Below are 25,683 nucleotides of genomic sequence, written 5' to 3'. Positions count from 1 at the left end.
CGCTGTAACCATCCCACTCCCCGCTCGGGATCACGGAACTGGACTGGCAGGCGCCCCGCCGATCAGGTGTCGACCTGGAGGAGTCGCAACGTCAACGCGGTTGGATCCACGTTCGCTGATGAGCGCGCGATTACGGCCACAGACCGTCGCCGGTCGGGCGTGATCATTGCGGCGCTGGTGTAGCCGGGTCCGCCGCCACCGTGGCCGAATATGCGGTACTCGTCGTCGATCATCAGGCCGAGACCGTAACCCGGCTTGCGCCATGGCGGGCCGGCGGCGGCGACCGGCACAGTGGTGGTCATCGCGGTCAGAGACTGTGCCGACAGCAGTGACCCGTCGAGCAACCCGGTCAGGAATATCACCAGATCCCGCGGTGTCGCCCAGGCGGCCCCGGCCGGACCGGCCCACCGGGTGTCGTAGCCGGTCCCGGTGAGTCCGGTGCCTGAGGCGGGAAAGAACGTCGACCGCATCCCTGCCTGACCGAAGACCAAGGCTGCGAGCGTCTGTTCCAGCGGCGCGCCGCTGATGTCCTCCACGAGTGTGCCGAGCAGCCAGTAGCCGAGGTTGCTGTAGCGAAACCGCCCACGTGCCGAACGGCCGTCCTCGAGCGCAACCGTGAGGATCCGCTCAAGGCCCCAGGGCTGGTCCGGTCGCCTGGCGACTGCGTCCAGGTACGGGGCCGTAGTGGCGTAATCGGGCAGTCCGCCGGTGTGGTTGAGCAGCTCGCGAACCGTGATCCCGGACGGGGCGAGCGGGACCCGGAGCGACACCTCGTCCTCCAACGTAAGCCTGCCCGAGTCGACCAGCCGCAGCACTGCTACGGCCATGAACATCTTCGTCACGCTGAAAACCGGCTGGGCCGTGTCCGTACCCGTCAGCGTCAGGCCGCCGTCCTCGTCCAGCACAGCCACCGCGGCATCCGGAACCATCTCAAGACCACCGATCACCCCGTGATCCTCCCAACATCCCAAAACCTGATCAAACCCATACCCGCCACATGCACGCGCCCAGCGAGGTAGCCCGACAGCAAAATCGGACAGCAGACCCGGCGAAGAAAACAACGGATATGCAGGTCAGCGGCCCGTCTTCCAAGATGTGATCCAAGGCCTGTACGGGTGCTCCGACCTGCATATCCGTCGAAAATTTCCCCAGTACTACCGAAACCCCGTGGCCGGCTAGCTCCGTTGGTGGTTTCCCCGACCGGTAGCAGTGCGCGTGGGAGCAGCTTTACCCCTCCCCGGGGGTGAGGAGTTCACGCTGAAGTTGGCGTCGGGAATCTGAAAAGTTTTTGATCTTGCGGGGGGCGGCGGTTGCGTGCTGCGCACTCGCGGACCAGCGAGGAGCGGTCACCTGCCGGGCGGCCCAGGAGTCGGATGCCGGTCCTTAGTTCTTGGACATGGCACCGGCTCGTCCCCGAGCAAACGGGAAGCGAGCCGGTGATCGACGGTGAAGTCACTTCTTGTCTTGCTGTTCTTCCGGGCTGCGGCCTTTCCACGGGTCCACACTGCCGTGATCTTCCCGATGCTCCTTCCCGGCTAGCTGTCCATCCCCGTGGAAGGACCTGAGCCCTGCAACGGGGCGCTCCGTATCGAAGCGCGTCCGCTCGCGGGAAGGGAAGCGCATCTGATCAGGATCAAGGAGGCCGACCAGCTCGATCAGTTGGTGCTGGAGCCTGATCAGCGGTTCGGTCGCACCGTCGGGATCGTGTGCGGTCGTGTCGACCTGGTCAAGAAGGGGCTGCATCCACTCCCGGAACTCCCCGCCCTCCAGGACCTTGCGGGTGAACTCGGCGTAGCCGCGGCACCAGCGTTGTCCGGGGTCGCTGTCATCGGCGATCATCAGTTCGCCGATGGCTCGCTGGTCGGCTCGAAAGAGCATGAACCCTGTTCCGCCGACACGAACCGAGCTGAGCGTGCGGCTGATGTTCGCCAAGCAGAGCATCACCTTGTGGTTACTACCGCTCCTGCCCAGATCCAGGAACTGGATGTCGCGCCGGAAGATCTCGGCCCATCCAAGATATTCAGCGAAGAGGAATGCCGTGCTGAAGCGGACGTATGCTGCCTCCCGTTCGCTTCCCTCAAGCAAGAACGCCTGCATGAAGCCACGTCCCGTGCCCTCTCGGGCGACCTGATGGCCGAAGAGAATGTTGTAGATCCGGCTCTGAAGATCAAAGGCCGCCCACAGCAGGGAATCGCGGTATCGGCCCATGTAGTCCTGTCGTTCGACGTTCTTCAGCCGAGCCTGCCACCAGTAGCCGATGCCTGCTGTGGAGATCGCCCCCAACACGGCTATAACCGCAGATATCACTGCAACCATGCGCCATCAGCCTCCGTACTGCCGGAACCGGGACATCCTTCGGACAGTCGACGCCACATTCGCAGTATTCCTTCGATGTGGCGAGTTCGGCCACACCGGAAAAATGCTCACCTGGGACGCCACCGCCGTGATCATTTCTTTGGATGTCGCACTCCCCTCCCGGCATCCACAGCGAACGAAGGCCGTCACCGCCCTCCACTCGGGTCCGCGCGACGAGCCTCAAAGTAGCTCTCTGTAATCGCGCTCACGGATTGTGTTCCCCGGGGTGTTCGGGCTTGTTTCATAAGCGAGGGCCCATGAAACACGGCTCACGACTCGCCGTGTCCAGGGCATTCGCTGTTTCATAGGTCGGTGCAAAACGCTGGACCAGTGAAACGCACTCATGAAACGATCTCGGGGGTGAGCGACGACGACTTCCTGCGCGTAGAAGCATCCGACTGCCCGATGTCCTCCTGCGCCGTCCCGGCCGGCTCGCCGTGTCGCACCGGCCACGGCAAGGTGGCCGCTCAGTACCACACCGCCCGCTTCCGGCTGGTGCCCTCCCTGGCCAAGGTGCTCAACGTGCCGACCCCCGCGCTGCGCAAACCCGGGTCGGCCTGGGCTGAGCTGCCCCGCCCCGCCGCGTCCGGCGCCACCTCCGGGCACGCCAAGATCGGCTACGCCCGCGCCTCGACGCTTCGCCAATCACTGGACACCCAGCTCGACTCCCTCAAGACCGCCGGGGTGAGCCGCATCTTCTCCGAGAAGATCTCCACTCGCGCCACCCGTCGGCCCGAACTCGAGCGGGCCGTGGCCCTGGCCCGCGAGATGCGCGCCTCCGGCATCGCGGTCACCCTGGTCATCCACGAGCACAAGCGGCTCGGCCGCGGCTCCGCGAGATCGCCGCCCGCCTCGTCATCACCCAGGGCGCCAAGAAAGGCCGGCACCCCTCGCCCGCCACCGTCCTGCGCATGCTGCGCGACCACGACGAGGTCGCGCTCGTTTCATAGAGGCCGTCGTCCCCGGCCATACCCGAACCGTGGTCGGTCGTTCCTCATGGCCAACACCGTAATCCAACCAAGACCTCAGCCACAGGACACTCTGTTATCGCAGGTCAGCGGTATTTCCGTTGAAAATTTCTTCATTGCTGCCGGGACCCCTTGACGTCAGCCGTCATGGGTCTTGTGCGGCGCGCCGGCCTCCACGCTGACGCGCGGGCCGGTGGAGGGCTCCGGTGCCGGAGCCAGGGGCGGGGCGGTGAAGCGGCGTAGCCGGTTGGCGTTGCCGACCACCGACAGCGAGGAGGCGGCCATCGCGGCGGCGGCGATGACCGGAGAGAGCCGGATGCCCCACAACGGGTACAGGATCCCGGCCGCGACCGGGATGCCGATGACGTTGTAGACGAAGGCCAGGAACAGGTTCTGCCGGATGTTGCGCATGGTGGCGCGCGAGAGCCGTACCACGGTCACCACCCCGGACAGCGCACCGGAGATGAGCGTGATGTCGGAGGCCTCGATGGCCACGTCGGTGCCGGTGCCGATGGCGAAGCCGACGTCAGACTGTGCCAGCGCAGGGGCGTCGTTGACGCCGTCGCCGACCATGCCGACCTTGCGGCCCTGGCCCTGCAGGCGGGCGATCTCGGCGGCCTTGCGGTCCGGCAGCACCTCGGCCAGCACCCGGGTGATGCCGACCTGGCGGGCGATGGCTTCGGCGGTGCGCCGGTTATCCCCGGTGATCATGACGACTTCCAGGCCAAGCCGTTGCAGGGCGGCGACCGCAGCGGCCGAGTCGTCCTTGACGGTGTCGGCGACGCCCAGCACACCGGCCGGCTCGCCGTCCACGGCGACCAGGATCGGCGTGCGGCCGGCACCGGCCAGCCTCCCGGCGGCGGGATCGAGCACGCTCGCGTCGATGCCGTGCCCGCTCAGCAGGCGGGAGCCGCCGACCAGCACCCGATGGCCCTCCACGCTCGCGATGATGCCCTGCCCGGTGACCGACTCGAACTCCGCGGGGTCGCCCACGGGCATCTGGCGTTTCACGGCCCCGTGCACCACCGCCTGACCGAGCGGGTGTTCCGAGACGCGCTCGGCGCTCGCGGCCAGGCGCAGCATCTCCTCGGCCGTCCAGGCGACATGGGGTTCGATGTCAGTGAGCGCGGGCTGCCCACGGGTGATGGTGCCGGTCTTGTCCAGCACGATCATCTGGAGCTTGCAGGCGCTCTCCAGCGCCTCGGCGTCGCGGATCAAGATGCCCGCTTGGGCGCCCTTGCCGGTGCCCACCATGATCGACAGCGGGGTGGCCAGGCCGAGCGCGCACGGGCAGGCGATGATCAGCACGGCGACCGCCGCCACCAGCGCCGACGTCAGCACCGGCTCGGGCCCGGCCGCGAACCACACGACGAACGTCGTGATGGCGATGGCGATGACCGCCGGGACGAAGTAGCCGGACACCAGATCCGCCAGGCGCTGGATCGGCGCGCGAGAGGCCTGCGCTGCCTGCACCAGGTGGATGATCTGGGCCAGCATCGTCTCGGCGCCGACCTTCTGCGCGCGGAAGGTGAAGGCACCGGTCTGGTTCACCGTCGCGCCTACCACCTCATCCCCCGGCCCTTTGTCCACGGGGATGGACTCGCCGGTGACCATGGACTCATCCAGCGTCGAACGGCCGGTCAGGATCACCCCGTCGACCGGGACCTTCTCGCCTGGCCGCATGACCACGACATCGCCCGGCAGCACCTCATCGACGCCGATCTCGATCTCGGCTTCGTCGCGGCGGACCCGGGCGGTGCGCGCCTGCAACCCGATCAGCTTGCGGATCGCCTCACCGGTGCCGGCCTTCGCCCGCATCTCCAGCAACCGGCCGAGCAGGATCAGGGTCAAAATGACGCCCACGGCCTCGTAGTAGACCTCACGCGCCTGTTCCGGCAGCACCCCGGGAGCGAGGGTGACCAGCAGGCTGTAGCCGTAGGCGGCGCTCGTGCCCAAGGTGATCAAGCTGTTCATGTCCGCCGAGCGGTGGCGCAGGGCGAGCCAGCCGACCTTGTGGATCGGCCAACCGGTGTAGAACATCACCGGCGTGACCAGGGCCAGCTGCAGCCATCGGTTCAGCAGCAGCTCCGGCATCCAGGTGGCACCGAAGATCTCGTGCGCCATCACGGCGAAGGCCACCGGCAGGGTCAGCACCGCGCCGGCCAGGACCCGCCGCGACAGGTCTCCGATCTCGGCCCGCCGCTCGGCCGCCTCGCTGTCCTGCGGCGCTTGCGCGGGTTGCGCCGGCAGCGGCGTCGACGGCGGCCGGACCGCGTCGGAGGTCAGGGGCGAGGGGCGGACCGGCGATGGGCGGGGCGGGGGTGAGTCGCCGGCCGGTTCAACGATCAGTCGGCCGTGCACCATGCTCATGCCGCAGGCGAAACCGTACTCCCCCGCCTGCTGAGGATTCAGTTCGACGATGGTGGTGGAGAAAGCAGGCAACGGCTGGTTGATCCCGAAATCAGGGAAGACCACCCGGGATGTGCACTCCCCGCTCTCACGCCGGTCGAAGAACAGACGCAACGGGATGCCCTGCCGCACCCGGATCACATCCGGCGAGTAGCCACCGCGCACCACGATCTCGGCCTCTTGCACACCCTCGCGCAACACCGCCAGGCGGCTTCCCCGCGGCCCGAAGAAGTACCAGGCCAGGAAGGCCAGCAGCCCACCGGACAGCAGCACGACCCCCCAGCCGGCCATGTCCATCAGACACCGATCCGTATACCGGCGTCCGCAGGCGCCCCCGCCATGATCGCCGCCGTGATCGCTGCCGGGGCCACCGCTGCGGCGATGCCCGACGGCGTCGGGTGTCGCGTCGTCATGTCGGCCTCCTTGAGGGCCGCCTGTCGCGGGGAGAGGTGATCTCACTTGCTCGCCGTGGCGACCACTGCCGGCGCGAACGGCATGCCCTCGCGCGCAAAGCGAGCGATACGGCGATCAAGGCGACCACGCCCCCTCAGTGCCAGTCAGCGTCCCTGGAGCCTGATCACCGGGGCCCCGGGCGGCGCGCGGCAAGGCGTTCACGGGCCTCGGTGTACGTTTCGGTGTCGATCTCACCAGAGGCGTAGCGGCGATCGAGGATCTCCTCCGGCGTCTCCCGACGCTCACGGCCGTCTTCGCGGTAGCGGCCGCCCCGTGGCCCCTGCGTCAGCCGGATCACCACCCACACCACGAGACCGATCACCACGATCCACAGCAACGGCATGAAGGCCATCCATAGCCATCCCCCATCCCCGTACATCACCGTACTCACCTCCTAGGGAAGGGATCACTTTCAGTGTATCCACGCCGATCAGAACAGGTGGTAAAGCCCTTTGACCAGGATGAGCGGGCCGTTCGGTCACCACGCTGCGATCTTGGTCACGCGTGATCGTCACCGGGATCAGATGCCCCCGCCCCGGCTCCACTCCCTCCTCTTCTCACCATTGATCCAGGCTCACGGTGATCGCCATGACGCTGTGCCAGCCAGGCAACGCTTTGAGACCCCCGTCCAGGGCGCCAGCGTCGACCGCAAGACAGGGCAGCGGTGTTGCGGCGTGACAAGGCCGCGTGCCCGCTCCGGCGCTGGGAGGAAGATCTCCGCATCTTTGGTGGCTCTCAACCCCTCAGCAAGGTGCTGCTGCTGAGGAGGTGATGGCGGTGGCGAATCTTGCGCGTCCGGCCTCTTCCTGGCATGCGGTCGCCGCGGCCTGCCTGGCGGGAACCTTGACACTGGGGCCTGCCGCATACGCCTCTCACACCCCTCACGCACCCATGCCGCCATCGGCGTCGATGTCCCCTTCCCCCACTCCCATGCCGGGCACGAGCGACATGAACGCCACCAACGGGCTGTCCGCTCAGCAGGGCGGCTACACCCTGACCTCGCATACCGCCGCTCTCCCGGCCGGTAAGGCGGCCACCTACCGGTTCACCATCACTGGCTCCAGTGGTAGACCCATCACCGCCTTCGCCCTCAATCAGACCAAGCGGCTGCACTTCTACGTCGTCCGCTCGGACCTGACCGGTTTCCAGCACCTCCACCCCACCATGGCCGGCGACGGCACCTGGACCGCGCATCTGGCCGCCCTCCAGCCCGGCCACTGGCGGCTGTTCACCCAGTTCACCCCGGAAACCGGGCCGGGCAAGGGCCGGGACTTCGTGCTCAGCCGCACCCTCACCGTCCCCGCCGCCACCACCGCCTTGCCGCCGCCCTCGGCCTCCACCATGGTCGACGGCTACACCCTGACCCTGCGCGGCGATCTGAAGGCCGGCATGATGAGCCCACTGACCGTGATGATTGGCAAGGATGGCAAGCCGGTCACCGACCTGCAGCCTTACCTGGACACCTACGCCCATTTGACTGCCTTCCACCAGGGCGATCAGGCGTTCGCCCACCTTCACCCGCAGACCAAGGTCATCGGTGGGCATGGCGGCCCCGCCCTGCAGTTCATGACCGACCTGACGGTCTCCGGCAACTGGCGGCTGTTCCTGCAGTTCCAGACCGCCGGTGTCCTTCACACCGCCGCCGTCACTCTGCATGTCCGCTGACAAAGCCGCAGCCGTCCGTCGGCCACCCGCTTGATCTCGACGTTCGTCCCGAGCCCGTACAGGCACAACAACAACCGTCTTTGCACGACCGCCGGGTCGGTGACGGTGCGCGAGGCGACAGAGGTGAACGCGGTGGTGTAGCCGGTGACGTGGGCGACGTCCTTGAGCACGTCCAGCAGGTCGATCACGCCCCACCGGCGGGAGATCTCCACCTTCAGCGCCTTCAGGCACGCCGGCTCCTCCTGCTTGCCCAGCGGCGGGACGCTGATCCACGGCTCGCCCTTCTTCCGGGTGATCTTCACGCCGCCGGTGGTGTCCTTGCGGATCGCCTTGTCCAGCCGATCGAGGGCGGCGGTGTGGCGGCGCTGCAGGTCGGCGATGAACGTCGCCGGGCCGCGGGGCTTGGAGAGGGCCTCGTAGTGCACGTCGCGGTTGTCGTCGAAGTCGGCCGGCAGGTCGGCCTCGGGGTTGCGCCAGATCTTGCCGCCCTCCACCCAGATCTCCCGCCGACGGATCGCCTTGCGCAGCGCGACCAGCACGCACAGCTCGTACGGGATGCGCTCGATACGGCCGCGTTCGTCGACCACCGCCTCCTGCCAGTCCTCGGGCACCACATGCTCGATCGGCACGGTCTCGGCGCGGTCGTAGAAGACGGCCTCGGAGCCGGCGTAGCGGTCCAGCAGCGCCAGGGCGTCCATCACCGGCTGGAAGGTGGTGTTGTTGCAGTGGAACGCCAGTGCGCGCAGCAGCTTGGGCAGACCGCGCCGGTAGTGGCGCGAGTAAGAGCCGCGCAGCTTGATCCGCACCCGCTGGTTGAAGGCCTTCTCGTTGGCCTTGGCCTCGGCCACGATGTCGGCCAGCGTGCCGATGCCGACCACCGGGTAGATCGCCGTGCGGACCAGCTCCTCGGGCAGGTCCAAGGCGGCCTGGGCGAGCCGTGCCAAGATGCCGTGCTTGCCCTGCACCCGCCGGAACTCGCTGCTAATCTCGTTTTCGACCTTCTTCTCGGCCCGCACGCTGACCTTGTGCACGAGCTGGATCAGCAGCTCCACCAGGCCGTCGATCATCTCCGCCTTGCGCACCCAGCACAGCGCCGCCAGCAAAGTCAGCCTGATCGGCTCAGGTGCGGCGGCGAAGTCGGACGGGTACATGCGCATCGCCCGCGCCCGCCACGCCTCCACGACCTTTTCCGACACCCCCTCGAACAGGTGCTCCGGCAGGCCGATCGCCTTGACCCGCTCCAGCTTGACGATCTCGGTCAGCAGCGTCTCCAGTTGCAGCGGCCCCGGGTCCTCCTTCAACTCCTACAGGAAGTTGCGCGCTCCGGCGGCCCCAGCCTCGCCCTCGCCGTCCGGGTCGGGATCGGGAACCGCAATCAGATCTTGTCGGCCAGCCAGAACGTCAGCTTGTCCTCATCGGCGACCGTCGGCTCGCGAAAGCCGTGGAACCGGCGGATCTGCGCCCGGTGATACTCGATCGTGCTGCCCGACCAGCGGTACTCAGCGAACTGGGCCGCATCCACCTTCACCTGGCCGGCCACGTAGTCGACCGCAGCCTTCGGCACGTCCTCCCGGCGCGGAAACCGGCCCTCCAACTCGAAGAACTTCAGCATCAGCGCGAATCCGAGACGGGTGGCACCGCTCTTGTTCGCCAACAGCTCGACCTCGGCCTCATCCAGTGTCCAGCTCCCACTCTCTGCGCATCGGCAGGGACCCTTTCTCCCCCGATCGCACCGAAGATTCGCGAGCACCCTGCTCCGCACCAATGTCGCTACGGCCCGGTACCGCTCATCCGTGACCGCTACGTGGCGATTCCGAAACATTACAGAGAGCTACTTTGGGGCTGGTTGTGCGGACCCGAGTGGAGGGCCCTTAACGACACAACCCGGCTCAGCCCGCCCGGCCACGCCCACGTCAACGTCCTGGGCCGCTACGCCATCACCTCCTCCGCCCCAGCCGACGGCCTGCGCCAGCTCGGCGAGATCCCTGACCTGCCCGACGGCGAGGGCGCAGTGGATGAGGAGGCCGTGTAGACCCCAGGCTTTTAAGCCTGGAGAGATTGGGGTGTTCTCGCGCTCACCCCTTTCGGGCAACTGCCGTTCAAGACCCCGCTCGCTATGCACGGCGTCCGGCCGATGGCCTTCGATAGTTGCTTCGCACCAATGGTCCGGTGGTTTTGTCCTTGGCGGCGGCGCTGCTCACCGAATCGGACGTTGCCCATCACGTGGCCGACGATCATCTGAGTGACAGTTCGATCGGTGACCTGCAGCCGCGCTTGGTGGCTGATGATCAGGTCATGCTCGCTCGGCGCATCTTGACCGGCGCCAGGATACTCGACAAGCCGCTGGGTTGACCGCTCCGCTCCTCTACTGGCAGGCCATGATCACGCGCTCCTGTTTTGTAGCGGTGAGGGGAATGGCGGCCTGAGGTGCTCGGGTTGTCTTGGCTTGGGGTATCTCCTCAGGGCTGGCGCGTGGCCTCAGCTCACGGGGGGCGGATGAGGCCCCTCTTCGAGGCTGCGGCGACGGCGGCGGTGCGGGAGTCCACGCCGAGTTTGGTGTAGATGTGCACCAGGTGGGTCTTGACCGTGGTCTCGCTGAGGAACATCGCCTTGCTGATCTGCCGGTTGGACAGGCCCGCCGCGACATGGCCGAGAACCTCCAGTTCGCGGGGGGAGAGCGTGGTGTCAGGGGTGCGGACTCGGCCCAGCAGGCGTGAAGCGACGCTCGGTGTCAGTGCGCTGGCTCCGGTAGCGGCCGAGCGGATGGCGGCGTGCAGATCGTCCGATGGGGCGTCTTTGAGCAGGTAGCCCGTCGCGCCGGCCTCGATGGCGGCCACGATGTCGGCGTCGGTGTCGAAGGTGGTCAGTACCAGGACCCGGGGACCGTTTAGCGCGACGATCTGCCGTGTCGCCTGGCTGCCGTGCATGCCCGGCCCCAGTTGGAGATCCATCAGCACGACGTCGGGGGCGAGCGTGCGGGCGAGCTCGACGCCTTCTTCTCCGGTGGCGGCCTCGCCGATCAGCTCGAAGTCGGGCTGCCCGGTGAGCATCGCGCGGATGCCGGAGCGGACGACGGGGTGATCGTCGACCAGGATGAGCCGGATCATGCCGCCTCCCCGCGTGGCAGAGGCAGGGTGGCCACGACGGCCGTGCCGTCCCCGGGAGACGACTCCACGGTCAGGGTGCCCCCGAGGGTGCTCACGCGCTCGCGCATGGCCCGCAGGCCATATCCGGTCCCCGTCGCCTGTCCGGCGGGATTGCTCACATCGAAGCCGCGGCCGTCGTCGTAGACATCCAGCATGACCATGTCGTCCAGGTAGGTGAGGGTCACTCTGGCATGTTCGGCTCCGGCGTGGCGGCTGACGTTGCCCAGCGCGCCCTGGGCGACGCGCAGCAGCGTGACGTCGTAGTCGGCGGGCAGCGGGAGTGGGGTGCCCGAGACCTCGAAGCGCACCGTGGTGCAGGTGCCGGCCACGGCCGTGTCGCTGATCCTGCGCAGCGCCGCGACCAGGGAGGAATGTTGAAGGGCAGGCGGGGCCAGGGCTCGCACGAAGTTGCGCGCCTCCTCCAGGTTCTCCTTGGCCGCCGCCTCCGCTTCGACGATGCGGCGCTCGGCCTTGCCCGGATCATCGGCGAGGTCGCGGCGGGCGGCGCGCAGGAGCAGGATGATGCTGGACATGCCCTGTGCCAGGGCGTCGTGGATCTCGCGGGCCAGGCGTTCGCGTTCGGCCAGCCGGGCGGCGTCGCTCTCCACCTCAACCAGCTTGCCGCGAGTGCGGACCAGGTCGTCGATGAGCAGGCGGCGTTCCTCGCTCTCGGTGTAGAGCGCCTTGTAGACCATCGCCATGAGCGTTGCTACGGCGGCGCCGATCGTCGGTCCGATGACCTGTGCGGGAGTCAACCCTCCCTCGTGCCAGGCGGCGGCCAGGATGGCCGCGACGGTCAGCACCGCCACGCCCGGCAACGCGACCGCCAGCGGCAAAAGGTGGAGGTAGGCGAAGAAGAGCGGGAAGGCCAGCCAGACGAACTGCGGCGAGGCAACGGCCAGCGCCGCCCACCCGAGCGTGATCACCACCAGCCACAGCCGTCCCAGCCGCAGGTGCGTCTGCCCGCCGAAGTGCGGCAACCGCCCCTCGATGAAGATCCCGGCCGCGTACAGGACGCCGAGCAGTGTTCCCCCGATCACCGGCAGGGCCTGGCCCTGCCGGGCAGCGCCAGCTACCGCGATCACCAGGAGAATCGCGAAGGTGCCGTGGATGGCCCACCGAAGCATCCGCAGAGCGGGCGGGAACAGATAGTCAGACATGTCTCACACAGCGTATGCAACAACGATCACCTACCGCATCGTTCAAAAGAAGTATTTCGGCTGACCGAGTGCACGATGTGTGGAAATGCCGATGACGCGCAGGCTGGAGGGGTCAGATTTCCACTTCGTCTGCAACGGGGGACGCGCCGTGTTCGTGGCGCTCAGAGACCTACGCTTCGCCAAGGGACGGTTCGCCCTGATGGGCACCGTCGTCTTTCTCATCACCCTCCTGGTGACCATGTTGTCCGGCCTGACCGCCGGCCTGGCGCAGGAGAACATCTCGGCCGTGGAGAAGCTTCCCGCCGATCACATCGTCTTCGACAGCGGTGAAAAGCCCGCCTTCGCCGACAGCCGCATCACCGATGCCGCGTGGCAGGACTGGCAGAACGTGCCAGGCGTCACCGCCGAGCGGCTCGGCGTCTCCATGTCGAGGATCGCCTTCGGCGACGATCAGAGCGCTGGGGTGGCCCTCTTCGGCGTCAAGCCAGACGGCGAGCTCGCCGACGAGCGGCCGGTCGACACCGGCAAGGTCGTACTGTCCGCCGCGCTGGCGACCGGCAGCGGGCTGAAGTCCGGGGACACCGTGCAGATCTCCGGTAAGGACTTCATCGTCGCCGGAACCGGGGGCGAGGCCTCCTACAGCCACACCCCGGTCGCCTGGATCAGCATCGGCGACTGGGAGTGGATGGTCCGGCAGGCCAGCGCTGACACGGTGGCCACCGTCCTGGCTCTGCGCAGCAGCGGGACTCCGGACCTGGCCGCGACCGATAGCAGGCTCGGCACCACGACCGTCCCGTTGTCCGACGCGCCCGCCGCGATCGGCTCCTTCTCCTCCGAGAACGGCTCGCTCCAGCTCATGCGCGGCTTCCTGTTCGCGATCTCAGCCCTGGTCATCGGCGCCTTCTTCACCGTCTGGACGATCCAGCGCCGCGGCGACGTCGCCGTGCTCAAGGCGCTCGGCGCTAGCTCCGGCTACCTGCTGCGTGACGCGCTCGCCCAGGCCGTCATCGTGCTGCTGCTGGGCGCGGGCGTCGGTGGAGCGCTCGGCGCGGCGCTCGGCGCGCTCGCCGAGGGCACCGTCCCGTTCGTGTTGTCCGTGGCCACCACCGTCGTGCCGGTGGCGGTGATGATCCTGCTCGGCGCCGCCGGCGCCGCGCTGGCCATCCGCAAGATCACCTCTGTCGACCCGCTGATCGCGCTGGGAGCCTCCCGATGACCCTCAAGCTCACCGACATTGTCCTGACCTATCCCGACGGGGACCGTACACTGACCGCGCTCGACCATGTCAGCCTTGCCGTCGGCCCGGGCGAGTTCGCCGCCGTCGTCGGCCCGTCAGGCTCGGGCAAATCCAGCCTGCTCGCCGCCGCCGCCACCCTCATCACACCCGCCTCCGGCACCGTTAGCATCGCCGGGCAGGACCTCTCCCAAGCTAGCCAGGCTAAACGAACAAAGGTGCGCCGGGACCACATCGGAATCGTGTTCCAGCAGGCCAATCTGTTACCGTCCCTCACCGCTCTCGACCAGCTCCTGGTCATGGCGCATCTGGCCGGGGGATCTCCCCGGGCCGCCAGCATGCGGGCCCGGGAACTACTCCTGGCCATGGACCTCGCCGACAAGGGGCACAAGCGCCCGCACCAGCTCTCCGGTGGCGAGCGGCAGCGGGTCAACATCGCCCGCGCGCTGATGAACTCTCCCGAGGTCCTGCTGGTCGACGAGCCCACCAGCGCGCTCGACCATCACCGCGGCGAGCAGATCGTCTCACTGTTGGCCGAGCTCACCAAGCGCAACAATCTGGCCACCGTCATGGTGACGCACGACCTGGCCACCCTGGCGATGGTGGACACGATCAAGACCATGACCGACGGCAGGCTCACCGAGGGAGCCGCGGTACCGGTCGCTTGACCGCGCTGGATCCGGCTGCGAGCTTTCCAAGGGGCAAGCCCTGGTAGATCCCACAACAGGTCGCCGGGGCGGTCTACCGGGCCTTGGCGTCTGCGAGGGTTTTGTGGACGACGCCGATGGAGACTTTGACTCCGGCGGCGATGGTGCGGATGGATTCGCCGCGTTCGCGGCGGGCGAGGATGGCGGCGCGTTTGTCGTCGTCGACGACCGGTCGGCGGCCGCCGACCCTGCCGCGTTTGCGGGCTGCTTCCAGGCCGTTCTTGGTCTTGCGGGTGATGTCGCGGCGGCGGTCTTCAGCCAGGGCGAGGGCCAGGTCGAGGATCAGGGAGCGTTCGGTGTGCTCGCCGGCCGCGATGCCCTCCAGCACCTTGACGCCGACGCCGCGCTGGAACAGGTCGTTGAGGACGATGAGTCCTTCGAGGAGGTTGCGGCCGAGGCGGTCGACCTCCTGGACGGTCAGCAGGTCGCCGTCGCGGATGTGGGACAGCGCGTTCAGCAGCACGGGCCGGTCGTCGGTGGCGAGCTTGCCGCTGGTCTTCTCCTCGAAGACCTTCAGACAGATCGGATCGAGGGCGTCGTGCTGCCGCTGGGTGTTCTGCTTGTCGGTACTGACCCGGACCAAGCCGATGAGCGCCATCAGGGGCGCCCTCCGTTCATCAAACATGCTGTGGGAGGTAGCTGAACAGTACTGGAAAATGAACGGCCAGATGAACGCTTTGACGAGACACGGCGGCTCGCCCGGACGTGCTCCCGCCCGGGTGTTCATCAGACGACCGTTAGATGAACACCCGGGCGGACCCGTTGGCGTGACGGGGTCAGATCTCGTCGTCATCGGCGGCGTCCGGATCGCGTAGATCCCCGGATGGCGCCGGCCTGCATCGGCCCGAACGGGCAGACCATCGCCGACAAGATGCCGTTCATGGTCGCTGCGATGGCCGCGGAAATGGAACACGACCTCATCCACGAACGCACCATGGACGGCCTGGCCACCGCCAACACCCAAGGCCGCTACGGTGGCCGCCCCGCCAAATCGACCACGACACCCTCGCCATCGCCCGCCACCTGAAGATCGGCCGATCCACTCCCTGCCGCGCACTTGCAGCGCAGGACGTGCCCCCGAAGCATCCAGCTAAGTTGGCCCGGCGCTCGGGTCGGTGCCATAGGACGCAAAGTAGCTGTGTGTAATCGCGTCTCAGTGTCGGCAAACCCTCGTCTGTCGACACTCCTCGGGAAACTACGAGATCGCAGATGGTGAGCGTCGAAAACTCGTGCCGAGAATCAACGTCGATAAACAGGTCGGTGAGCGGATTCCGACAGGCATCGGCGCACTGCCCTGACCTGGGGATACGCCCCTAATTTGCGGCCTATGACACGGACCCGAGCGCCGGGCCTTGGACGCGTCATCAGGCCGACCTCCGCAGAGGCCGGCGCGAACGGCTGAACCCCACTGGATCTTTCGGCAGGCCGCATCGACCAACTCGGCACCGCGAGGTGCCGGAACCTTCACCACCGTCGCGGCGAAGGTTCCGGATTCTTTCGGCAACCGCCGATGGCTGGAACCTCACCGGAAATGATCAACCTCTGACCAGGGGCGAAGATTCATGATTAGACAGGCCCTGTCCGCAGGTTCCTCAACCCCAGAGACGGCGTGAAGTGCTGATTCGTTCTACGTTGTGGCTCCGCGCCAACGGACTGGCGCGGGTCAGCCGGTACCCGTGGTCCGCGCCCGTCTGGCCATGGCGTCGCGGCCGCAGCGGATGATGGCGTCGGCGCTTCGCCGGATGTCTTCGGCCGTGGTGTACGCCGAGCAGATCGATATGCGCATGACTACTCGGTTATCGAAGACTGATCCGCTGAGCCAGCAGGTGCCGTCGTCCTGGACCCTGGCGATGACCTCTCGGGTGAGCTCGTCATCGTCGTGGCCGGGTGCGGTGAATCGCACCAGGACCTGGTTCAGGACGACCTCGTTGACGATTTCGATGCCGAGTTCCGCCGCGAGGTGGGCGGCGATGCGGTGAGCGTGCTCGACGTTGCGGTCGATGAGCCTGGCAATGCCTGCCCGGCCCAGCGTCCGCAGTACTGCGTAGACGGGAACCGAGCGGGCACGCCTGGACCAGTCCGGCACGGTGTTGATCTGATCTCGGTGGGCGGATGCCTCCAGATAGGCCGCGGTGACCCCGACAGCCGCCCGGTGCGCGTCGGGATGGGCGACGAATGCGATGCCGCAGTCGAAGGGCACGTTCAGCCACTTGTGCGCGTCTGTGGTCCAGGAGTCCGCCAGGTGTGCTCCGTCAAAAAGGTGGCGGTACTTGTCGCTGGCCAGAGCCCACAGTCCGATCGCTCCATCGACGTGCACCCATCCGCCTCGGTCGTGCGTGAGCTCGCACACCTCGCGCAGCGGGTCGACGGCACCGGTGTTGATATTGCCGGCCTGCACGCAGACGATCGGTGGTCGATCCACCCGGTCCAGTTCCGCGCGCAGCGCGGAGAGGTCGATCGCGCCGTTGGCGTCGCACCCGACATCGTGAACACGCGTCCCCATTCCCAGGTAGCGCAGGGCGCGATCGATCGAGGCGTGGCGCTGCTCGCCGGCTATCACCGGGATGCGCGGCGCTCCCCACAGCCCGTCCGCCTCAGCGTCCCAGCCCTGCCGGGCCAGCAGATGGTGCCTGGCCGCCGCCAGGCAGGTGAAGGCGGCCATCTGGGTACCTGTGGTGAATCCCGCTGACGTATGCGGAGGCAGTCCGAGCATTTTCACCAACCAGTCGGCGCAGACCTCCTCGATCACCGAGACCGCCGGGCCGCACGAGTACAGCGTCGCGTTTTGGTCCCAGGCGGTGACCAGCCAGTCCGCGCCCACGGCCACGGGCAGGGAGGAGCCGATGACATAGCCGAAGTAGCGGGGCCCCGCGCTGGCTGTCGACCCCAGTTCACCGGCCCGCGCCAGGATGTCCAGAGTCGAGATCGCATCGGTGCCGGCTTCGGGTGGGCTCCCGTCCGTGAGAAGATCGCGCAGTTCATTCGATGTCACCACGGGAAAAACCGGGCGATCGGTAACCGATTGCCGCCAGCTCAGCACGTGTCGGTACGCACGCTGGAGAATGTCGCCGAACTCTAGGTCGTCAACCGGCGAGTCCGAGGATATGTCGTCGTGGTTCACGCATTCTCATCTCGACAGAGGTGTCCAGGCCGTAGGGCACGTCGTGTGCCGGCCCACGGACAGCCTGTCCCAAACTTTCTCGTGGGCTCTGGCGGAAATCGGACATGGTGTTAGCCACGTACGGGTACGGCCGGAATACGCGGGGGACGTACCGCCGGGCCACTGACCAGGCGATTCGCCGCCCGACCTGCCATGATGGCGTTCTTCTCCCTAACGCGGCCCCAGCCCCAAAGTGGGCCGGTCCGCGCAGGTCATCGGACTTCCGAGAAGATCGCGTTCTCGGAAGCGGAGACAGCCACAACTTCCGAGAACGTGCACGACTGAGAGGCGAAACCTCAGCTCGGCACTTCCGAGAACAGGACCGCGTCGCTAGTTGGCGGCTGAGGACACGTTCGGGAGGAGGAAGCCCTGACCCTGCACGGCGCCTGCCCCTTAGCTCCAATGATCTTGATCGGTCGCCCCGTTGTGTACACAAACGCGTTCCGTCTTCGCCCCGGCCCCATGCTCGGTCGCGCGGGCCGGGGCGGGGCCGACACAATGCCAGGCGTGCACAAGGCGGACATCAGCAAGGAGCCCGACCCGCCGGGCGAGGTCGAGGAGATCGGGATCCGAGAGGCCAGGGTGCGGCTGGCCGAGCTCGTCGAGCGGGCCGGGGCGGGCGAGCCGGTGGTGTTGCGCCGGCGCGGCCCGCAGCGCAACGCCGCGGCGCTGCTGCCCATCGAGGCGGTCGAGGTCTGGCAGGCCCACTTGGCCGCGCAGGAGGCCGAGCTGCGGCGCCGGGCCGAGGAGACCACGCTCGGCGAGCGCAGGCCGGCCGGGACGCGCGGCGCGGTCTGCCCGGGGTGCAGATCGTCGTTCATGCATGTGGTCTTCACCGGACCGGTCGTCATCGCGCTGGTCAACACCGCCGACCCCGCCGCGGACGTGCAGGCGGCCGTGGCCGACACCGACCCGGCGATGGCCCAGGAGGTGGCATTCGTACGCTGCGCCTCGTGCTGGGAGCCGATGGGCACACGTCCCCGCGAGCACGGGGCCGGCCTACCGCGCCGCCGTCGACATCGCCGAGAACGCCTCCTGGGCCGACGTGCCGTGGGAGGCGGGCAACCCCTACGTCGTCGCCGAGCAGGAGATGGGGCGGGCCTCACGCATCGTGCTGGCCCACGACCTGGCCCGCGGAAAGGTGCGCCGGGTCACCCGTTGGGAATGGCTGACCGGTATCACCGATGAGGAGCGCGAGCAGCTGCGCCGCCAGCTTGACGACGACGAGTTCGGGGTTGAGGAACCCAGGAACAGCCGTTGGCGCTGAGAATGATCTTGCCCTTCCGGGAAGCGATCCCGGCTTGATCATTTCTGGTAAGGAATCGGCCATCTGGCGTCTGTCTGGTGGTTACTGGGGGCTAAGTAGCGTGTCTATCGTCGTCGCTCATGCCTGTGGGGTTTTTGTCCGATGACCAGGTCAGGGCGTATACGGCGTTCGAGGAGCTGCCGTCGCTGTCGGATCTGGAGAAGTTCTTCTTACAAACTCCAGCTGCTCTCCGTCCTCGGAGACCGGCAACCCCACCGATGAAAAAGGAATCCCTGATGAGCACCCCCACGCCCCAGGAACAGCGCGTCGCGATCGTAACCGGCGGCTCGCGCGGCATCGGCCGCCAGACCGTCCTGCGCCTGGCCTCCGAAGGCCACGCGGTCGTGGTCAACTACGCCGGCAACCGCGAGCAGGCCGAGTCCGCCGTCGCCGAGGCCATCGCCGCCGGCGGGCAGGCGATCGCCGTGCAGGCCGACGTGGCCGACGAAAAGGCCGTCGCCGCACTCTTCGACACCGCGGAAGCCACGTACGGCGGTATCGACGCCGTCATCAACGCCGCCGGCCGGATGTACCAGGCCCCGATCGCCGACGTGGACCTCGACGCGCTGGACGCCCTCTTCCGCACCAACATCCGCGGCACCTTCGTCGTCGCTCAGCAGGCCGCCCGCCGCGTGCGGGCAGGAGGCGCGATCGTCCTGTTCTCCACCTCCGCGATCGGCCTGGCCTTCCCCGCCTATGCCCCCTACGTCGCCAGCAAGGGTGCTGTGGAAGCGATGACGATGATCCTCGCCCGCGAGATGCGCGGCCGGGACGTCACCGTCAACACCGTCGCCCCCGGCCCCACCGCCACCGCCCTCTTCCTGGATGGAAAGGACGAGGCGACCATCGCCAAGCTGGCCGCCCAGCCCCCGCTGGAGCGCCTGGCATCGCCGAGGTCACAGCCTTCCTCACCTCCCCGGCCGGTCACTGGGTCAACGGCCAGATCCTCCGCGCCAACGGCGGCATCATCTGACCACAACCTGCTCCTCCTCCGGCAGGTGATCGCCCCGTGCGGCGGTACAGACCAGCCCCGCCGCACGACGGGCCGCGCATCTTCACCGGCGTTGCCAACACCGATCCGTACAAGAAGATCTTGATCGACTCTGTGCCCCTGAGCCGTCTGGCCACCCCCACGTTGCCGAGTTCTTTACCTCCGACCAGTCCTTCTTCATCACTGGCGGCGGAGACAGCGCCCGCCGGTCCGCGTCGGTGAGCTTGTCCGCCCACTTCGGATCGGCCAGGACCTCCTGCATCAGCAGCGTGTTGACGTGCACCAGCGCGGACTGGAGCAGGTGCAGCGCGAGCATGCTGACCTCCTGGGACTCCTTGTCCACACCGACCAGGTCGCCGTCCTTGCCGTAGAAGAGGTCCTTGTTCGCGGAGTTCCAGTTCTCCACCACCTGCAACCCCTCGTGGATCTCTTGGCGCATCTCGATGTCGGCCAGGTAGTCGCAGACGAACGAGGTCCTCACCGCCCGCCCAAGTTCTTCGATCGCCCGGTACGTCGGGTGCTTCGACCCTCCCCGGTTTCGGCATGCGGATATCCATGACGACGATGTCGGGGCGCAGCGCGCGGGCCTGTTCGGCTGCTTCGGCGCCGGTGGTGGCTTCGCCCACCACCGTGATGTCGTCTTCAAGGTCGAGCAGCACTTTGAACCCGGACCGCACGAGGCCTTCGTCGTCGGCGAGCACCACGGTGATCGGAGCGTGGGCCGATGGGGAGGCCATCGCCGCGCTCATGCGCGTGACCCGTTCGGGAGGAGAGGCAGCCTGGCGTTGACCTCGAACCCGCCGCATGGAAGCGGCGCGGCGTCGAGTTCTCCGCCCAGCAAGTGACAGCGCTTGCGCATGCCGAGGATGCCCCGGCCGCCCTGGCCCGCTCCACCGGCCGGTTCGGTAACGGCCCCTGGACAATGGGAGCCGTCATGGCACTGGTGGCGGGGCTGGCCAGCATGGTCATCGGCGGCGTGATTGTGACCGCCGCCGAGGGTGGTCCCGGCACCGGCTACGGAATAGTCGGAGGCTACGTTGACCTGGTGGTCGGGCTGATCGCCCTGGTTCTGGTCGGGCTGGCCACGGCCCGGGCCTGCCGCACCACCTGACCCCGCCGCCGACGCTGCCCCCGAAGCTACCGGCGAAACCCGCGCTAGCCAGACAGGTGCTGGCGTACTGCCTCGGCGGCCAGGTCGGCGTCGGCAGCTTGGCTGTGCTGGGGCGCGTTGAGGAAGTCCGTCCCGCGCAGGGGGTGGAAGGCGGGGCGGGGGTAGAGCCAGGCGTGAAAGTGCTGGACGCGGTCGCGGGTGGAGACCAGGTGGACGCGCTCGGCGTCGGTGCCGGCGCGCATGGCGGTGTCGAGGGTGTGGAGCAGGGCGCCGAAGGAGGCCGCCTCCTCGGGCGTCATCTCGGCGAAGTCGGTGTAGTGCCGCGTGGAGACGATCTTCATGGTGCCCGGCCGGGAGGTCTCGACCGGGCCGTGGTGAACGAGCCAGAGGGTGTCGCGGTAGACCCACCCACCTGGCGGTTCGCCGTCAGCAGCGCCAAGTCGGCAGTAGGGGCAGGCAGGGGTGGTGTTAGTCATCGGGGAATCCCTTCAGGTCAGCAGGGCGTGGGCCAGGCCAATGGCGGCGCCGGCGGCGATGTACCAGGCGTTGTTGAGCTTGGTCTTCCACAGCAGCGCCAAGGTGGCCAGGGCGATCGCGGCGGTGAGGGGGTCGATGATCGCGGTTCGGCCGAGTTGGAGGGAGACGCCGGCCATGAGGGCCAGGGCGGCGACGTTGAGGCCGTCCAGCAGTGCGGAGGTCCAGGCGCTTGAGCGGAGTTTGTCGGTGAGCTTGGTGAGCAGGCCGACGAAGATGAAGGAGGGCAGGAAGATGGCGACGGTGGCCAGGAACGCCCCGACGGGGCCGGCGACGAGATAGCCGATGAAGGTGGCGGTGGTGAAGACCGGGCCCGGGGTGACCTGGCCGATGGAGACGGCGTCGATGAGCTGCTGGCCGGTGATCCAGCCGAGACGGTCGACGAAGTCGCCGCGCAGGAAGGCCAGCAGCACGTAGCCGCTGCCGTACAGCACCGACCCGATCTTCAGCATGGTGAGGAACAGCTGGGCCAGCTGGCTGCCGGTCGGATCAGGAAAGACCGGCAGGCCCGGCGAGCCGAGGCCAAGCAGCGACAGCGGCGCCAGCAGAGCGTGCGGGGTGTCCTGCCGGCCCCGCCGTACCAGATGCGTTCCGGCCGTCAGCAGCGCGCCCGCGGCCAGCACGAGCAGCTCGTTCACCCCGAGCAGGTAGGCGGCCAGGGCGGCGACGGCCAGCAGCGCGAACCACACGTTCTTGATCACCGTGCGGAGCAGGCCGAATAGGGCGTGCGCGATGATCGCGATCACCGCCGGGACGATGCCGTACAGGATGCCCGCGACCGCGGGTGTCGTTCCGTAGGTGACATAGGCCCAGGCCAGCACGGTGACGATCAGCGCGGCCGGGAGGATGAAACAGACGCCGGCGGCCAGCAGACCGCGCCACCGGGCGCGGTCGAAGCCCAGATGGATGGCCAGCTCGGTGGAGTTGGGGCCGGGGATGAGGTTGGTGGCGCCCATCAGGTCGACGAACCGCTCGTCGCTAACCCAGCCGCGGCGGCGCACGAGCTCATCACGCATCATCGCCGTGTGCGCGGCCGGGCCGCCGAAGGCGATGGTGCCCAGCTTGAGGAACAGCAGCGCTACCTCCCGCACCGCAGGCCAGGACGTCTTGCCGCTTTGGGGATCGCCGGCCGGATCGCCGACGGCCTGCTCGTCTGCCACTCTTTCCCTTTTGGTCGTGCTGATCACCAGGTCGAAGACCCCGCGTCAGGGGCCCAGCCGTCAGCCCGTAAGCAGGCCGGACCGGTCCACCGCGGTCGAGTACATCAAATCTGTTTGATGTATTATCACGTCATGGTGACCCCGGCTCAACCCGCCCCGGCCTTCGCCCGGCTGGCCGGCCACCCACTGCGCTGGCGGCTGCTGACCGAGCTGGCCACCAGCGACTACCGGGTACGCGAACTGGTGCACCTGGTGGATCACCCGCAAAACCTCATCTCCTACCACCTGCGACTGCTGCGCGACGGCGGCCTGGTCACGACGCGGCGCAGCAGCGCTGATGCCCGCGACAGCTACTACCACCTGGATCTGGAGCGCTGCGCCCAGGCGCTGGCCGCCACCGGCCTCGCGCTGCACCCCGCGCTCCGCCTCACGCAGGACCTGCCTCAGCTGCCCGAGCCGTCCGCGCGCCCGCCCGCCGTCTTGTTCACCTGCACCGGCAACAGCGCCCGCTCACCGATCGCCGAAGCCCTGCTGCGCCACCATGGCGGCGGCCACGTCGAGGTCACCAGCGCGGGCAGCCACCCCCGGCCGCACCTGCACCCCGACGCCGTCCGCGCGCTGCGCGAGGGCCACGGCATCGACCTGCAGGACCAACGGCCACGCCACCTGGACACCCTGACCGGCCGTCACTTCGACCACGTCATCAGCCTGTGCGACAAAGTCCGCGAGGTCTGTCCCGACTTCGGCGACCACTTTGGCGGCCACGCCCGGCGCATCCACTGGAGCATCTCCGACCCCGCCACGCCCGGCCCCGCCGAGCAGGCCGGATACCCCGCCTTCGCCCGCACCGTCGCGGAGATCGACACCCGCGTCCGCTACCTGCTGCCTGTCCTCACATCGCGAAAGGCCCAGCCATGACCACACCCGACCAGTTCGCCGCCGTCCGCTACCTCGTCGACGACGTGAGCGCGGCCGTCAGCTTCTACACCACCCACCTCGGCTTCACCCAGCACCTGGACGCCGCGCCCGCCTTCGCCGACGTGGTCCGCGGACCGCTGCGGCTGCTGCTGTCCGGCCCCGCCAGCTCCGGCTCCCGCGCCACCCCCGAAGGCACCCCTGCCGGACGCAACCGTATCCACCTGCTCGTCGACGACCTCGACGAGCAGATCGACCGGCTCCGCAACGCCGGCCTGTCCTTCCGCAGCGACGTAGTCGCCGGCCCCGGCGGCCGCCAGATCCTGCTCACCGACCCCGCCGGCAACCTCGTCGAACTCTTCGAGCCCGCCCACACTCCTGGAGCCACCCCACCAGCCCAAGCCTGACCGACGCCCACTGTGACCGCGCCCCCGTCGCATTTACGCAGGCCACGCGCTCCACGGTGCCTGCCTCGGCGAGGCCGATCCCGTTGCCTTCATGCGCCCCCGTCCGGCCCCGTAAGGGCTGCTGGCGGGGGCTGCTTCGCCTCGGCTTGCGCGGAGGCGGGATGGGGTGGGTTGGCGTGGAACGTCCAGCCGTGTTTGGTCGCGAGGTGGCCGATCATGGCCTGGAGCCGGTTGATGCGCTCGGCGGCGTCCGGCCCGTGGATGCCGATGGTGATGGTGGAGTCGGTGGCCTCGAAGGTGGTTCGGCGTCGTTCGGCGGCGCTGCGGGCGGCGGCGTGGATGCAGCCTCGCAGCCGAATCGCCTTGCCCGGGTCGGTGATGCCGTCCAGACCGCCGATGGTGAGATGGCAGGCGTCCGAGCCGGTGCGGGCAGGCGGGGCCGCGTCCTGCAGGGCAGCGCGCAGCCGGGCACGCTCGGTACTGGATAGCGGCCGACGCCCGAGCAGGTCGGGCCAGCCGTCCGGCCGGGTCGGCACGGTGTAGTCGGGGTCGGCTATGGCAGTCTCGGTGCCGTTGGAGGTGTCGGCGGGGTCGCTCCCCGTAGCTCTACTCATCCATCGGCTCGGTCTCGGCGGCGTTCGGGCCCCGCAGGTCGCGCAGCCGTCCTTGCAGGTTGGGCCGGTGGATGGGGTAGGAAGCGTGGAAGTTGATGTGCTCGAACAGCAGCGGTGACAGCCCGGCGCGGATCGCCGGGCCGACGCCGAGCCCGCCAGCTTCCAGCCGGTTGACGGCGGCGTCGATGTAGAGGCTGTTCCACCAGATGATCGCGTTCAAGCCGAGGCCCAGCGCGCCGAGCTGGTCTTCCATGCCACGCTCGTAGCCGCGTACCAGGTGGCCGAGGTTGCCGAAGAAGACGCGGCGGGCCAGGGTGTGGCGGGACTCTCCGATGTTCAGCTGGGTGCCGATCATGCGCCGGTAGGCCTCCACGTGGATGACCTGCAGCAGGTGCAACGGACCGTCCCCCACTGCACCGCCCAGCCGAGGCGGTTGTGGCGTCGGCGCTTCGTCCATGCGATCTCCAGCGCGGCCTCGTCCAGGAAGAAGAACCGCTCCAGCTCCTCCGGCGTGGGATCCGCCACGAACGCCCCGTACCGGCGGGTCTGCTCTTCCGACAGATACTCAAAGGCCACAATTCGTGACCGTACGGGTGCGGTAAGCCACTACTGATCAGTACACCCAAACCAAGATCAACCAACCCCAGTCCGGCACCATTCAACCCCCCGGCCAGCGGTTCGATCCTTAGCGTTACTACCGGCGAGTAGGGTCCTCGGACCCCTGGAAGGCACCCAGTGGAAGTCCATCCGGCCCGACGCGCTCACCGCGCTCAGCCTCCCCGCGAATCCTGACGCGCTGCCGGCCGAGCACTCCCGCACCCTGGACGCCGCCCTGCGGGAGGTCGGCGGACGCCTGGCCGTCAACCCCGACGTCCGGGTCGACGGGGAGGGGAAGATCCACCTGACCGGGGTGAAGGCTATCGAAGAGCCGCCGTCCCTGGTGGACCTGCGGACCCGTACCACGGCGATGCTGCCGCGCGTGGAGCTGCCCGAGGCGATCCTTGAGGTCATGTCGTGGGTGCCCGAGCTCGCCAAGGCGTTCACCGCGGTGTCGGGCGGCCGGTCACGGCTGAAGGACCTGCCGGTCTCCATCGCCGCCTGCCTGACGGCCCACTCGCTCAACGTCGGGTACCGGCCGATCGTCAAGAAGGGCTTCGAGGCCCTGGAGCGCTCCCGGTTGTCGCACGTCTACCAGAACTACTTCCGGCCCGGCCGCGTCGTGCGCCTGTTCCTGCTCCAGCCAGGCGACGACCTCCGACTCCCAGACGAAGAGCCGGCCGTGGGACTTGAGTAGCCGATATTTCGCCACAAAAGCGCAGTGGATCGTTCCCGTTCGCCAACGTATGCTTTGGCCGACTGTCGCATATTGGGAGCGGTTTGCGATGGCC

30 protein-coding genes and 1 pseudogene are annotated in these 25,683 nt (G+C 68.0%); 13 read left to right on the top strand and 18 right to left on the bottom strand.

Translation table 11 applies throughout. The features are described from left to right. Positions 1 to 62: 62 nt before the first annotated feature. The gene (locus tag IG98_RS0141170; protein WP_051753586.1) at positions 63 to 947 is read right to left on the bottom strand and encodes a serine hydrolase domain-containing protein; all 885 of its coding nucleotides are present in this window, start codon (positions 945 to 947) and stop codon (positions 63 to 65) included. A 505-nt stretch (positions 948 to 1,452) separates the two neighbouring features. Then, the gene (locus IG98_RS0141165; protein ID WP_211264332.1) at positions 1,453 to 2,286 is read right to left on the bottom strand and encodes a hypothetical protein; all 834 of its coding nucleotides are present in this window, start codon (positions 2,284 to 2,286) and stop codon (positions 1,453 to 1,455) included. 429 nt (positions 2,287 to 2,715) lie between these two features. Here IG98_RS0141165 and IG98_RS49695 point away from each other — a divergent pair, with 429 nt between their 5' ends. Then, complete coding sequence (locus IG98_RS49695; protein ID WP_211264331.1) at positions 2,716 to 3,459, top strand: recombinase family protein; 744 nt, start codon at positions 2,716 to 2,718, stop codon at positions 3,457 to 3,459. 2 nt (positions 3,460 to 3,461) lie between these two features. Here IG98_RS49695 and IG98_RS0141150 read toward each other — a convergent pair whose 3' ends face one another. Both IG98_RS0141150 and IG98_RS0141145 read right to left on the bottom strand, forming a co-directional pair. Beyond that, the gene (locus IG98_RS0141150; RefSeq protein ID WP_084196029.1) at positions 3,462 to 6,029 is read right to left on the bottom strand and encodes a heavy metal translocating P-type ATPase; all 2,568 of its coding nucleotides are present in this window, start codon (positions 6,027 to 6,029) and stop codon (positions 3,462 to 3,464) included. Positions 6,030 to 6,309: 280 nt separating this feature from the next. Then, complete coding sequence (locus IG98_RS0141145) at positions 6,310 to 6,537, bottom strand: SHOCT domain-containing protein (RefSeq protein ID WP_211264330.1); 228 nt, start codon at positions 6,535 to 6,537, stop codon at positions 6,310 to 6,312. A 578-nt stretch (positions 6,538 to 7,115) separates the two neighbouring features. Here IG98_RS0141145 and IG98_RS0141140 point away from each other — a divergent pair. Then, positions 7,116 to 7,850, top strand: coding sequence for a hypothetical protein (locus tag IG98_RS0141140; RefSeq protein ID WP_084196028.1), 735 nt, complete (start codon positions 7,116 to 7,118; stop codon positions 7,848 to 7,850). On the opposite strand, the gene IG98_RS46000 is transcribed toward IG98_RS0141140, so the two are convergent. Together IG98_RS46000 and IG98_RS53980 are read right to left on the bottom strand one after the other, a co-directional pair. Continuing rightward, positions 7,817 to 9,151 carry a Tn3 family transposase gene (locus IG98_RS46000; RefSeq protein ID WP_051753584.1) on the bottom strand — a complete coding sequence of 445 codons (1,335 nt, stop codon included), beginning with the start codon at positions 9,149 to 9,151 and terminating at the stop codon, positions 7,817 to 7,819. The two genes, IG98_RS0141140 and IG98_RS46000, sit on opposite strands and share 34 nt — an antisense overlap. A 74-nt stretch (positions 9,152 to 9,225) precedes the next feature. Then, positions 9,226 to 9,672: a DUF4158 domain-containing protein gene (locus IG98_RS53980; RefSeq protein WP_084196027.1), complete on the bottom strand. Its 447-nt coding sequence runs from the start codon at positions 9,670 to 9,672 to the stop codon at positions 9,226 to 9,228. A 24-nt stretch (positions 9,673 to 9,696) separates the two neighbouring features. Between IG98_RS53980 and IG98_RS0141130 the strand changes: the two genes are divergently transcribed. Together IG98_RS0141130 and IG98_RS45995 are read left to right on the top strand one after the other, a co-directional pair. Beyond that, a complete protein-coding gene (locus IG98_RS0141130; RefSeq protein ID WP_030925488.1) occupies positions 9,697 to 9,882 on the top strand; it encodes a hypothetical protein in 186 nt (61 codons plus the stop codon). Positions 9,883 to 9,998: 116 nt separating this feature from the next. Further along, a complete protein-coding gene (locus tag IG98_RS45995; protein WP_037972662.1) occupies positions 9,999 to 10,202 on the top strand; it encodes a putative signal transducing protein in 204 nt (67 codons plus the stop codon). A 131-nt stretch (positions 10,203 to 10,333) separates the two neighbouring features. Here IG98_RS45995 and IG98_RS0141120 read toward each other — a convergent pair whose 3' ends face one another. Further along, positions 10,334 to 10,957, bottom strand: coding sequence for a response regulator (locus IG98_RS0141120; protein ID WP_030925487.1), 624 nt, complete (start codon positions 10,955 to 10,957; stop codon positions 10,334 to 10,336). Further along, the gene (locus IG98_RS0141115) at positions 10,954 to 12,156 is read right to left on the bottom strand and encodes a sensor histidine kinase (protein WP_051753578.1); all 1,203 of its coding nucleotides are present in this window, start codon (positions 12,154 to 12,156) and stop codon (positions 10,954 to 10,956) included. The genes IG98_RS0141120 and IG98_RS0141115 overlap by 4 nt, the downstream gene beginning before the upstream one ends. A 91-nt stretch (positions 12,157 to 12,247) precedes the next feature. Between IG98_RS0141115 and IG98_RS0141110 the strand changes: the two genes are divergently transcribed. Then, positions 12,248 to 13,372 (top strand): FtsX-like permease family protein, encoded by a 1,125-nt coding sequence (locus IG98_RS0141110; RefSeq protein ID WP_342666896.1) that lies wholly within the window; start codon positions 12,248 to 12,250, stop codon positions 13,370 to 13,372. Further along, positions 13,369 to 14,058 carry an ABC transporter ATP-binding protein gene (locus IG98_RS0141105; protein WP_030925484.1) on the top strand — a complete coding sequence of 230 codons (690 nt, stop codon included), beginning with the start codon at positions 13,369 to 13,371 and terminating at the stop codon, positions 14,056 to 14,058. Before IG98_RS0141110 ends, IG98_RS0141105 begins: the two co-directional genes overlap by 4 nt. Before the next feature lie 73 nt (positions 14,059 to 14,131). On the opposite strand, the gene IG98_RS0141100 is transcribed toward IG98_RS0141105, so the two are convergent. Beyond that, positions 14,132 to 14,722 (bottom strand): recombinase family protein, encoded by a 591-nt coding sequence (locus tag IG98_RS0141100; protein ID WP_245651927.1) that lies wholly within the window; start codon positions 14,720 to 14,722, stop codon positions 14,132 to 14,134. Positions 14,723 to 14,920: 198 nt separating this feature from the next. Here IG98_RS0141100 and IG98_RS0141095 point away from each other — a divergent pair, with 198 nt between their 5' ends. Further along, complete coding sequence (locus tag IG98_RS0141095; RefSeq protein WP_030925482.1) at positions 14,921 to 15,124, top strand: recombinase family protein; 204 nt, start codon at positions 14,921 to 14,923, stop codon at positions 15,122 to 15,124. 636 nt (positions 15,125 to 15,760) lie between these two features. On the opposite strand, the gene IG98_RS0141090 is transcribed toward IG98_RS0141095, so the two are convergent. Then, positions 15,761 to 17,092, bottom strand: a complete 1,332-nt coding sequence (locus tag IG98_RS0141090) for a pyridoxal phosphate-dependent decarboxylase family protein (RefSeq protein ID WP_169750284.1) — start codon at positions 17,090 to 17,092, stop codon at positions 15,761 to 15,763. A 672-nt stretch (positions 17,093 to 17,764) separates the two neighbouring features. On the opposite strand from IG98_RS0141090, the gene IG98_RS49685 reads away from it, so the two are divergent. Continuing rightward, entirely contained in the window at positions 17,765 to 18,445 is a 681-nt protein-coding gene (locus IG98_RS49685; protein WP_169750283.1) for a type II toxin-antitoxin system Phd/YefM family antitoxin, read from the top strand. Between the two features lie 354 nt (positions 18,446 to 18,799). Next, complete coding sequence (locus IG98_RS45990; protein ID WP_342666895.1) at positions 18,800 to 19,660, top strand: SDR family NAD(P)-dependent oxidoreductase; 861 nt, start codon at positions 18,800 to 18,802, stop codon at positions 19,658 to 19,660. Here the strand turns inward: IG98_RS45990 and IG98_RS0141070 are convergent. After that, entirely contained in the window at positions 19,619 to 20,035 is a 417-nt protein-coding gene (locus IG98_RS0141070) for a Tn3 family transposase (RefSeq protein WP_211264339.1), read from the bottom strand. The genes IG98_RS45990 and IG98_RS0141070 overlap by 42 nt on opposite strands. 67 nt (positions 20,036 to 20,102) lie before the next feature. Continuing rightward, a pseudogene (locus IG98_RS49680) lies at positions 20,103 to 20,291 on the bottom strand (response regulator transcription factor); the annotation flags it as partial. 104 nt (positions 20,292 to 20,395) lie between these two features. Between IG98_RS49680 and IG98_RS45985 the strand changes: the two are divergent. Continuing rightward, positions 20,396 to 20,665: a DUF6223 family protein gene (locus IG98_RS45985; RefSeq protein ID WP_211264329.1), complete on the top strand. Its 270-nt coding sequence runs from the start codon at positions 20,396 to 20,398 to the stop codon at positions 20,663 to 20,665. A 44-nt stretch (positions 20,666 to 20,709) separates the two neighbouring features. Here IG98_RS45985 and IG98_RS0141060 read toward each other — a convergent pair whose 3' ends face one another. Both IG98_RS0141060 and chrA read right to left on the bottom strand, forming a co-directional pair. Continuing rightward, complete coding sequence (locus IG98_RS0141060; protein WP_157594811.1) at positions 20,710 to 21,141, bottom strand: HIT family protein; 432 nt, start codon at positions 21,139 to 21,141, stop codon at positions 20,710 to 20,712. 12 nt (positions 21,142 to 21,153) lie between these two features. Beyond that, a complete protein-coding gene (gene chrA, locus IG98_RS0141055) occupies positions 21,154 to 22,359 on the bottom strand; it encodes a chromate efflux transporter (protein ID WP_245651926.1) in 1,206 nt (401 codons plus the stop codon). A 132-nt stretch (positions 22,360 to 22,491) separates the two neighbouring features. Between chrA and IG98_RS0141050 the strand changes: the two genes are divergently transcribed. Continuing rightward, positions 22,492 to 23,277 (top strand): arsenate reductase/protein-tyrosine-phosphatase family protein, encoded by a 786-nt coding sequence (locus IG98_RS0141050; protein ID WP_030925466.1) that lies wholly within the window; start codon positions 22,492 to 22,494, stop codon positions 23,275 to 23,277. Then, positions 23,274 to 23,681 (top strand): VOC family protein, encoded by a 408-nt coding sequence (locus tag IG98_RS0141045; protein ID WP_030925464.1) that lies wholly within the window; start codon positions 23,274 to 23,276, stop codon positions 23,679 to 23,681. The genes IG98_RS0141050 and IG98_RS0141045 overlap by 4 nt, the downstream gene beginning before the upstream one ends. Positions 23,682 to 23,770: 89 nt before the next feature. Here the strand turns inward: IG98_RS0141045 and IG98_RS0141040 are convergent, their stop codons facing one another. The 4 genes from IG98_RS0141040 to IG98_RS0141030 all read right to left on the bottom strand — a co-directional run bounded on the left by IG98_RS0141040 (position 23,771) and on the right by IG98_RS0141030 (position 25,196). Next, positions 23,771 to 24,295 (bottom strand): hypothetical protein, encoded by a 525-nt coding sequence (locus IG98_RS0141040; protein WP_030925462.1) that lies wholly within the window; start codon positions 24,293 to 24,295, stop codon positions 23,771 to 23,773. After that, entirely contained in the window at positions 24,288 to 24,752 is a 465-nt protein-coding gene (locus IG98_RS0141035; RefSeq protein ID WP_084196025.1) for a Tn3 family transposase, read from the bottom strand. The genes IG98_RS0141040 and IG98_RS0141035 overlap by 8 nt, the downstream gene beginning before the upstream one ends. Continuing rightward, entirely contained in the window at positions 24,647 to 24,871 is a 225-nt protein-coding gene (locus IG98_RS55035) for a DUF4158 domain-containing protein (protein ID WP_169750282.1), read from the bottom strand. The genes IG98_RS0141035 and IG98_RS55035 overlap by 106 nt, the downstream gene beginning before the upstream one ends. Positions 24,872 to 24,989: 118 nt before the next feature. Further along, positions 24,990 to 25,196, bottom strand: a complete 207-nt coding sequence (locus IG98_RS0141030) for a hypothetical protein (protein ID WP_030925457.1) — start codon at positions 25,194 to 25,196, stop codon at positions 24,990 to 24,992. Between the two features lie 9 nt (positions 25,197 to 25,205). Between IG98_RS0141030 and IG98_RS0141025 the strand changes: the two genes are divergently transcribed. Then, complete coding sequence (locus IG98_RS0141025; RefSeq protein ID WP_030925454.1) at positions 25,206 to 25,589, top strand: Tn3 family transposase; 384 nt, start codon at positions 25,206 to 25,208, stop codon at positions 25,587 to 25,589. The last annotated feature ends 94 nt before the right edge of the window (positions 25,590 to 25,683 follow it).

This window comes from Streptosporangium amethystogenes (assembly GCF_000721075.1).
In the GTDB taxonomy this organism is placed as follows: domain Bacteria; phylum Actinomycetota; class Actinomycetes; order Streptosporangiales; family Streptosporangiaceae; genus Streptosporangium; species Streptosporangium amethystogenes.
This window is presented reverse-complemented; position numbering and strand designations above follow the sequence as displayed.

Excerpts from the sequence above, each read along its gene's own strand:
- IG98_RS0141145 (WP_211264330.1), bottom strand. The coding sequence starts at position 6,537 with ATGGCCTTCATGCCGTTGCTGTGGATCGTGGTGATCGGTCTCGTGGTG.
- IG98_RS0141060 (WP_157594811.1), bottom strand. The coding sequence starts at position 21,141 with ATGACTAACACCACCCCTGCCTGCCCCTACTGCCGACTTGGCGCTGCT.
- IG98_RS0141120 (WP_030925487.1), bottom strand. The coding sequence starts at position 10,957 with ATGATCCGGCTCATCCTGGTCGACGATCACCCCGTCGTCCGCTCCGGC.
- IG98_RS0141050 (WP_030925466.1), top strand. The coding sequence starts at position 22,492 with ATGGTGACCCCGGCTCAACCCGCCCCGGCCTTCGCCCGGCTGGCCGGC.
- IG98_RS0141105 (WP_030925484.1), top strand. The coding sequence starts at position 13,369 with ATGACCCTCAAGCTCACCGACATTGTCCTGACCTATCCCGACGGGGAC.
- IG98_RS0141150 (WP_084196029.1), bottom strand. The coding sequence starts at position 6,029 with ATGGACATGGCCGGCTGGGGGGTCGTGCTGCTGTCCGGTGGGCTGCTG.
- IG98_RS0141110 (WP_342666896.1), top strand. The coding sequence starts at position 12,248 with ATGACGCGCAGGCTGGAGGGGTCAGATTTCCACTTCGTCTGCAACGGG.
- IG98_RS45990 (WP_342666895.1), top strand. The coding sequence starts at position 18,800 with ATGAGCACCCCCACGCCCCAGGAACAGCGCGTCGCGATCGTAACCGGC.
- IG98_RS0141115 (WP_051753578.1), bottom strand. The coding sequence starts at position 12,156 with ATGTCTGACTATCTGTTCCCGCCCGCTCTGCGGATGCTTCGGTGGGCC.
- IG98_RS0141100 (WP_245651927.1), bottom strand. The coding sequence starts at position 14,722 with ATGTTTGATGAACGGAGGGCGCCCCTGATGGCGCTCATCGGCTTGGTC.
- IG98_RS0141035 (WP_084196025.1), bottom strand. The coding sequence starts at position 24,752 with ATGGACGAAGCGCCGACGCCACAACCGCCTCGGCTGGGCGGTGCAGTG.
- IG98_RS0141140 (WP_084196028.1), top strand. The coding sequence starts at position 7,116 with ATGCCGGGCACGAGCGACATGAACGCCACCAACGGGCTGTCCGCTCAG.
- IG98_RS0141040 (WP_030925462.1), bottom strand. The coding sequence starts at position 24,295 with ATGAGTAGAGCTACGGGGAGCGACCCCGCCGACACCTCCAACGGCACC.
- IG98_RS0141045 (WP_030925464.1), top strand. The coding sequence starts at position 23,274 with ATGACCACACCCGACCAGTTCGCCGCCGTCCGCTACCTCGTCGACGAC.
- IG98_RS0141095 (WP_030925482.1), top strand. The coding sequence starts at position 14,921 with ATGGCGCCGGCCTGCATCGGCCCGAACGGGCAGACCATCGCCGACAAG.
- IG98_RS53980 (WP_084196027.1), bottom strand. The coding sequence starts at position 9,672 with ATGTTTCGGAATCGCCACGTAGCGGTCACGGATGAGCGGTACCGGGCC.